The 6,928-nt window shown below is 74.5% G+C and carries 6 protein-coding genes; 3 read left to right on the forward strand and 3 right to left on the reverse strand.

What is annotated here, in order from left to right:
• Both QUG92_RS16940 and QUG92_RS16945 read left to right on the forward strand, forming a co-directional pair.
• Entirely contained in the window at nt 1–1,146 is a 1,146-nt protein-coding gene (locus tag QUG92_RS16940) for an MSMEG_0565 family glycosyltransferase (protein ID WP_289460066.1), read from the forward strand.
• A gap of 4 nt (nt 1,147–1,150) precedes the next feature.
• The gene (locus QUG92_RS16945; RefSeq protein WP_289460067.1) at nt 1,151–2,569 is read left to right on the forward strand and encodes an AMP-binding protein; all 1,419 of its coding nucleotides are present in this window, start codon (nt 1,151–1,153) and stop codon (nt 2,567–2,569) included.
• Between the two features lie 11 nt (nt 2,570–2,580).
• Here QUG92_RS16945 and QUG92_RS16950 read toward each other — a convergent pair whose 3' ends face one another.
• The 3 genes from QUG92_RS16950 to QUG92_RS16960 are packed head-to-tail and all read right to left on the reverse strand — an operon-like array spanning nt 2,581 to nt 5,703.
• On the reverse strand, nt 2,581–3,345 hold the full coding sequence (locus QUG92_RS16950) for a DeoR/GlpR family DNA-binding transcription regulator (protein ID WP_182045535.1): 765 nt from the start codon (nt 3,343–3,345) through the stop codon (nt 2,581–2,583).
• 34 nt (nt 3,346–3,379) lie between these two features.
• Nucleotides 3,380–4,402 (reverse strand): 4-hydroxythreonine-4-phosphate dehydrogenase PdxA, encoded by a 1,023-nt coding sequence (pdxA, locus tag QUG92_RS16955; protein ID WP_182045536.1) that lies wholly within the window; start codon nt 4,400–4,402, stop codon nt 3,380–3,382.
• On the reverse strand, nt 4,402–5,703 hold the full coding sequence (locus QUG92_RS16960; protein ID WP_289460068.1) for a four-carbon acid sugar kinase family protein: 1,302 nt from the start codon (nt 5,701–5,703) through the stop codon (nt 4,402–4,404). Before QUG92_RS16960 ends, pdxA begins: the two co-directional genes overlap by 1 nt.
• A gap of 162 nt (nt 5,704–5,865) precedes the next feature.
• On the opposite strand from QUG92_RS16960, the gene QUG92_RS16965 reads away from it, so the two are divergent.
• On the forward strand, nt 5,866–6,837 hold the full coding sequence (locus QUG92_RS16965; RefSeq protein WP_289460069.1) for an aldo/keto reductase: 972 nt from the start codon (nt 5,866–5,868) through the stop codon (nt 6,835–6,837).
• The last annotated feature ends 91 nt before the right edge of the window (nt 6,838–6,928 follow it).

A 6,928-nucleotide genomic window follows, 5' to 3' on the forward strand; every position in this document is an offset into this window, starting at 1 on the left:
GTGCGGATCGCCCTGCTCACCTACTCCACCCGGCCGCGCGGCGGTGTCGTGCACACCCTCGCACTCGCGGAGGCGCTCGTCGAGCTGGGTCACGACGTCACGGTCGGCACGCTCGGCCGAGGCGGTGACCACGTGTTCTTCCGCGACGTCGACCCGCGCGTGCGACTGCAGGTCGTGTCGTTCCCCGACGGACCGGACGGCGAGACCGTCGGCGAGCGCATCGTCCGTTCCATCGCCGCCCTGCGCGACGGCCTCGGGCTCGAGGGCCTCGACGTCGTGCACGCGCAGGACTGCATCTCCGCGAACGCCTGCGACGGCGCGGTACGGACCGTGCACCACCTCGACACCTTCACCACCGCGCAGCTCGTGGCCTGCCATGACCGCGCCGTCCGGGAGCCCGCGGCTCTCGTCTGCGTGTCGGCGTCCGTCGCCGCCGAGGTCCAGGACGCCCACGGCCGCACCGCGACGGTCATCCCGAACGGCGTCGACGCCGTGCGGTTCACGGCGGCGGCCGGGCCGTCGCCGGAGGCCGTCGCCGCGCGGGCGAGGTGGACCGACCGGCTCGGCCGGTACGTCCTCGCCGTCGGCGGCATCGAGCCCCGCAAGGGCACCATCGACCTGGTCGCCGCGTACGACCGGCTGCGCGAGCGCGTGGGGTCCGATGTCCGACTCGTGCTGGCCGGGGGCGAGACGCTCTTCGACTACCGGCCCTACCGCGCGGCGGTGGACGAGCTGGTCAGCCGACGGGGCATCCCGGTGACCGAGCTCGGCGTCGTGCCCGACCCGGACCTCCCCGCGCTCGTCGCCGGGGCAGCGGCGTTCTCGTTCGTCTCCACGAAGGAGGGCTTCGGCCTCGCGGCGATGGAGGCCCTCGCAGCCGGGGTGCCCGTCGTCGCCCGGGACCTTCCGGTGCTGCGCGAGGTGCTCGGCGACACCGTCCGGTTCGCGGCCGACGTCGAGGGGATCGCCGACGCCCTGCAGGTGTCGCTCTCCGACCCGCTCGACCCCGGGCCGGGCCGGGCCCTGGCCGCGCGGTACTCCTGGACGACCGCAGCCGCGTCCCACGTCGCACTGTACGAGCGGCTCCTGGCGGCCTCGGGCGGCGTCGCGATCGGTCGGACCCGCAGCGCTCCCCTGCCGGCCTGACGCCGTGCGCACCTCGATCTCACGCGCCTTCACGGAACTCGCGCAGCGCGATCCGGACGCACCGGCGGTCGACGACGTCCCCCGCGGGGAGGTCGAGGCCCGCGCGAACGCCCTTGCTCGGCGATTCCGGGACGCCGGGGTCCGCACCGACGACATCGTGACGATCACCGGCGCGAACACGGTCGACACCGTGGTCGCCACGGTCGCCGCGTGGAAGGCCGGCGCGACCCCGCAACCGCTCTCCCCGCGCCTGCCGGGAGCGGACCTCCGCGCGGTGCTCGGACTCGTCCGTCCCGCCCTCGTCGTCGCCGACGACCCCGTCGACGGGCACCCGTGGATGCCGCTCACGTCCGCCGGCACCACGCCGTCCCCCGCCGACGCCGAGCCACTGGCGGAGGACCTGGCCGCCGCGTCCTGGAAGGCACCGACCTCGAGTGGCAGCACGGGCACCCCCAAGGTCGTCGTCGCAGCGGCCTCGGCGCACGTCGACCCGGACGGACGCGTCGCCGCCTTCGTCCCCCGGCACGCCCGCCAGCTCGTCGCCGGTCCCCTGCACCACGCCGCGCCGTTCGTCTACGCCATGCGCGGTCTGATGACCGGACACTCCCTCGTCCTCATGCCGCGCTTCGACGCCGGCACCTGGCTCGACTTCGTCGCTCGCGCACGCGTGACCTGGGGCATGGTCGTGCCGACGATGATGTCCCGGATCGCCGCCCTCGGTCCCTCGCGCCTCGACGCGACGGACACGACGGCACTGGACTCGGTCCTGCACATCGGCGCGGTCTGCCCGCCGCACGTCAAGCGGGAGTGGATCCGATGGCTCGGACCCGAGCGGGTCGTCGAGGTCTACTCCGGCACCGAGTCGAACGGGCTGACCACGATCCGCGGCGACGAGTGGCTCCGACACGAGGGCAGCGTCGGCCGGCCCACCGGCGGGACCGTCGTCCGGATCCTCCGAGCGGACGGGAGCGAAGCCCCGGTCGGCGAAGTCGGTCGCATCGAGATGACACGGCCCGGGCCGGCGACCTACCGCTACCTCGGAGTCGACGCGCCCCCTGCGGATGCCTGGCACAGCCTCGGTGACAGCGGGTGGCTCGACGACGACGGCTACCTGTACATCGCGGACCGGCAGGACGACCTGATCGTGAGCGGCGGCGTGAACGTGTGGCCCGCCGCCGTCGAGTCCGCACTCGAACGCCACCCCGCCGTCCGCAGCAGCCTGGTGGTCGGCCAGCCGGACCCGGACCTCGGGCAGCGGGTGCACGCGGTCGTCGACGTCGGGGACGCCGACGTCACCGCGGCGGAGTTCGACGCGTGGGCGGCGACGGCGCTCGACCCGGAGACGCGTCCCCGGAGCTGGACGATCGTGCACGAGCCGCTCCGGGACGACACCGGGAAGGCGCGGCGGAGCGCGTGGCGCTGAGCGACGGTGGATCAGGCCGTGGTGACGGTGATGCCCGCTGCCGTGAAGCGCTCGACGAGTTCCGGCGCCACGCCGTCGTCCGTCACCAGCGTCCACCCGCCGCCGAGGCGCGTCCACGCGTGGAACTCCGACTGCGCGAGCTTCGACGAGTCGGCGAGGACGTACACCGCGTCCGCACGCCGGGCGATGAGCTCCTTCAGGCGGATCTGACCGAGGTCCGCCTCGCAGATCCCGCGCTCCGGCGACACCGCGTCGGCACCGAGGTAGGCCGCGTCGAAGGTCAGGTACTCGAGCGCCGCCTCCGTCAGGCCGCCGACGAAGCCGTTGCTCAACGCTCGGTACTCGCCGCCGAGCGTGACGAGTCGGACGTCGTCGCGGTCGGCCATGTCGGTGATGACGCCGACGCTCGTGGTCGTGACGGTGAGGTCCGTGTCGACCGGCAGCGCACGGGCGAACGCGGCGACGGTCGAGCCGTTGTCGAGGAAGAGCGACGCCCCGGGGGCCACGGTCGCAGCGGCCCGTCGGGCGATGTCGCGCTTGGCGTCGAAGTGCTCGCCGAGCCGCTGTCGCAACGACGCCTCGGGGTGCGCGGCCACCGCCATCGCGCCGCCGAACGTCCGGGTCAGCTTCCGCTGCTCCTGCAGGCTCGCGAGGTCGCGCCGGATGGTGGAGGCGGTGACCCCGAACCGCTCGGAGAGCTCGTCGACGCTCGCGAGTCCGACCGTGGTCGCGAGCGTGACGATGGCTTCACGCCGCGCTCTGGCCGAGATCGACACCGGGCACCTCCGGACGGCAGGGACTGGGGACGGGTCAGGCGCCCTGCGACTGGCTCATCGCACCCGACGTCGGGGCGAGTTCGGCCGCCTGGCGGAGCGCCTCGATCATGCTAGCGACATCGGCCTTGCCGGTGCCCGCGATGTCGAACGCCGTCCCGTGGTCGACCGACGTGCGGATGACCGGGAGGCCCACCGTGATGTTGACGCCGGCCTCGATCCCGAGCACCTTCACGGGGCCGTGGCCCTGGTCGTGGTACATCGCGACGACGAGGTCGTAGTCCCCGCGGCCCGCGAGGAAGAAGAGGGTGTCGGCGGGCAGCGGCCCGACGGCGTCGATCCCGTCGGCGCGCGCGGCCTCGACGCCCGGAGCGATCTTCTCGGCCTCCTCGCCGTAGCCGAACAGGCCGTTCTCACCGGCGTGGGGGTTGATCGCCGCCACGCCGATCTTCGGGTGCGGGTTGCCCGCGCGCACGAGGGCCTCGTTGCCGCGCCGGATCGTCCGCTCGACGAGTCCCGGTTCGATCCGCGCGACGGCGTCGATGAGTCCGACGTGGGTGGTCACGTGGACGACCTTGAGCTTCGCGGTCGAGAGCATCATCGAGACCTCGTCGACGCCCATCAGCTCCGCGAGCATCTCGGTGTGCCCGGGGAAGACGTGCCCGCCTGCGTGCAGGGCCTCCTTGTTGAGCGGCGCCGTGCAGATCGCCTGGACCTTCCCGGCCATCGCCGCCTCGCACGCGACGCGGATGTACTGGAAGGCCGCGTCACCGGCGACCGGCGAGAGCCGCCCCCACGGCAGGTCCTCGGGGAGGAGACCGAGGTCGACCACGTCGACGACGCCGTCCTGGAACGTCGCGTCGGCGACGTCCGCGACGACGTTGAACGTGGCGTCGACGCCCCGGATCGCGGCGGCCTGGCGGAGGCGGGCGAGGTCGCCGACGACGACGGGTCGGCAGACGGCCAGGACGTCCGGTGACACGACGGCCTCGACGACGATCTCTGGGCCGACACCGGCCCCGTCGCCCATCGTGACGGCGACGATCGGAGTGGCGTTCATCACAGGTGCTGCCTTTCGGTTCGGTCTGCCCGGGGCCGCGTCGAGGCGGCCTCCGGCTGCGGGGTGTGATCGGTCGAGCCGGCCTGGAGGACCGTGGCGGCGTCGAGCAGGTTGGTGACGGTCCCGAAGCTGCCGGGACGCGTGACGACACGACGGCCGTCGTCCGCGCGGGACACGACGCAGCCCGGTTCGACGGCGCCCTCCGGCACGAGGCTCGTGATGTCGAGGCGGGTGAGCACGGACCGGGCCGTCTCCCCGCCGGTGAGCACGAGCGCGGCCTGCCCGCTGACGGCGGCGGCCACGATGCCGAGGCCGTCGGCGAGCCGTCGGGCGAGGTGCGGGACCGGTTCGTGCCGGTCCTCGACGCAGATCGCCGCGCTCCCGCTGCGCAGTGCCGTCCGCACGGCGTGGAGCGCCGGGTGGTCGACGTCGTCGACCTCGCGGCGGTCGACGGCACGGAGCAGGACGTCGCGGGGCAGGGGCACGACCGGGACGCCGCTGGCCGCGAGGACCTCGAGCTGCCGGGTCGCCTCGCTGCTGGCCGTCCCGACGACGAGCAGCACGCCGTGGACGTCACCGACGCACGCCGACCGCTCGTGGTCGTCGGGGACGACCGGGTCGGAGGGTGCCGCTCCGCGGAGCCGCCCGGTCGCCGCGGCGATGCCGCCGGAGCCGAGGACCGTGCAGTCGACGCCGTCGAGCGCCGCTGCGACCCGGTCCAGATCGTCGTCGGAGACGGCATCGAGCACGGGGACCTCGCCGGCGTCGAGCGCCCGCCCGATCGCGTCGAGGACGGCGTCGCTGCCGGCGCGCACGACCGCGAGGGGGACGGACCGGGCGCGCTGCCCGACCGCGGCCAGCGGACCGGGGACGACCCGTGCCTCCAGGCCGTGCAGTCCCGCTTCCGCCACCGGCCTGCCGTGCACGTGGAGTGCGCCGTCGACCACCGTCCGCCCGAGTGCCGGGAGCGCCGTGGCGACCACGACGCGTGCGCCGGCGTCGAGGAGCCCGTCGACGACGTCCCCCACGCCGCCGCGCAGCAGCGAGTCGGTCTTCACCAGCCGCACCGGCGCTCCGGCTACGCGCATCCGCTGCGCCGCCTGCGTGACGGCCGCGCGCCGCGCGGCCGGGTCGAGCGACCGCGTGTCGCAGTCCAGGACGACGTCGGACCGGGACCGAGCGACGTGCTCGAGCGCGGCGGGGAGCGTGAGGGCGACGGTGACCGACCCGGTGCCGAGGACCGCGGCGACCTCGGCGGCTCCGGACAGGTCGTCGGCGATCGCGGCGAGGCGGTTCGACATCGGACCCTCCTCGGGGTCGGTGGACGGTCCCGTCGACGGATCGGCGGGGTGCACGAAACACGCTAGACGACCTGCGTGAAACACGCAATAGTGGTGCGCACGGCTGTCGCCCGGCGACTCGACGACGAGTCGCTCCGACGGCGTCCGAACGAGAGGAACCCAGTGCGTGACACCGACATCCGAGGCCGCAGGCTCGCCCCCGCCGTCCTCGGCACCATGACCTTCGGCGACAGCGTCGACGAGACGACGGCGGCCGGGATGGTCGACGTGTTCCTGGAGGCGGGCGGGACCGGCATCGACACCGCGAACGGGTACGTCGGCGGCCGCAGCGAGGAGATCCTCGGCGCCGTGCTCGGCGGACGCCGCGACGACGTCGTGCTCGCCACGAAGGTCGGCATCCCGAACCCGGACGCCGAGGGCGCCGCGCCCCTGTCCGCCGCGGCGGTCGAGCGGTGCGTGCACGCGAGCCTCCGGCGGCTCCGGACGGACCACGTCGACGTCCTCTACCTGCACCAGCCCGACCGATCGACGCCGGCCGAGGACACGCTGACCGCCGTCCGGGCGCTCGTCGACGCGGGCGCGGTGCGCACGTGGGGCGTCTCGAACTTCGCGGCCTGGCAGATCGCGGAGCTGCGGCACACGGCCGCGGGACTCGGACTCGACGCCCCCGTCCTCGGGCAGCAGGTGTACAGCGTCATCGCGACCCGGATCGACGACGAGTACGCCGAGTACGCCAGGAGCACCGGACTCGCGACGGTCGTCTACAACCCGCTCGGCGGCGGGCTCCTGACCGGCAGGCACCGACCGGACGAGCACCCGGCGGAGGGACGCTTCGGGTCCTCGCCGCTCGCGGGCATGTACCGCGACCGGTACTGGAACGACGAGGTCTTCGCCGCCGTGGAGCGGCTCCGCTCGATCGCGGAGGGCGCGGGGCTCCCGATGGCCGAGCTCGCGCTGCGGTGGACGATCGGCCGCCCCGTCGTGGACGCCGTCCTGATCGGTGGGTCGCGGCTCGCGAACATCGAGGCGAACCTCGCCGCGCTGGCCGCGGGTGCGCTGCCGGACGACGTGCAGCAGGCCGTCGACGACGTGGCCGCTGCGCTCCGCGGACCGATGCCGGCCTACAACCGCTGACGGCGCGACCGCTTGACGGACTGGAGGCGGGGGGGCCGCGGGGCCCCCCCCCCCCCGCCCGGGGGGGGGGGGGGTTGTTGCGGGCCGCGCC

Origin of the sequence: Curtobacterium citri, assembly GCF_030362955.1 — a bacterium.
GTDB lineage: Bacteria > Actinomycetota > Actinomycetes > Actinomycetales > Microbacteriaceae > Curtobacterium > Curtobacterium citri.